Here is a 715-nt window from a genome sequence, read left to right as displayed (position 1 = left end):
GTCAGCTGTGTATAAGAGACAGGGGCCGGGCTGCGGCGGGTATCGAGCCAGACCACCAGGGTCGAGGCGGCGGCGGCCAGGGCGCAGACGGCCATGATGCCGCGCCAGCCGATGAAGGGGGCGGCCAGGCCGGAGACCGCGCCGCCGGCCAGCTGGCCGAGGATGGCGCAGGCCAGGAAGCGGCTGATGGCGACCTGGCGCTGCGCCAAAGGCACGCGGTCGCCGAAGAGGGCGAGGGTCAGGGGGAAGATGCCGCCGGCGGCCAGGCCCGCCGCGATGCGGGCGGCGAAGAGGCTGTCGAGGGTGGGGGCCAGGGCGCAGGCGGCGAGCATGATGGCGAGCAGGCCGAGGCAGAGGCCGATGATGCGGCGCTTGCCGAAGCTGTCGCCCATCGGCCCGAGGATGGGCTGGATCAGGGCGTAGGGCAGGGTGAAGGCGCTGGCGAGGAGGGCCACCTGCTCGTGGGGCGTGGCGAAGTCGGTGGCGAGCTCGCCCATCAGCGGGTCGAGGGCGCGGCCGGCCAGGGCGCCGGCGAAGCCGCCCAGGCCGAAGACCGCGACCATGCGCTGCACCGCGCGCGGGTCGGGTGGTGAGGTATCCATGGTTGGGATGCTGCGCTGCGCGGGGTGTCGCGCCAAGGTCCGGTCTTCTGACCATATGTTTAAGAATGCGGGGGTCCGGGGGAACTCAGTTCCCCCGGCGGGGGTTCGGGGGC

General features: G+C 73.1%; 1 protein-coding gene. It reads right to left on the bottom strand.

Annotation, left to right across the window (positions count from 1 at the left end):
* Window positions 1-602, bottom strand: a 602-nt coding sequence (locus GVN67_RS29115) for an MFS transporter (RefSeq protein ID WP_160000777.1), incomplete at its 3' end; no start/stop codon positions are given.
* Between the last annotated feature and the right edge of the window lie 113 nt (window positions 603-715).

Origin of the sequence: Roseomonas sp. 18066 (assembly GCF_902706185.1) — a bacterium.
In the GTDB taxonomy this organism is placed as follows: Bacteria; Pseudomonadota; Alphaproteobacteria; order Acetobacterales; family Acetobacteraceae; genus Pseudoroseomonas.
Note: the sequence above shows the minus strand (reverse complement) of the source record. Positions and strands in the feature narration are given on the sequence as shown.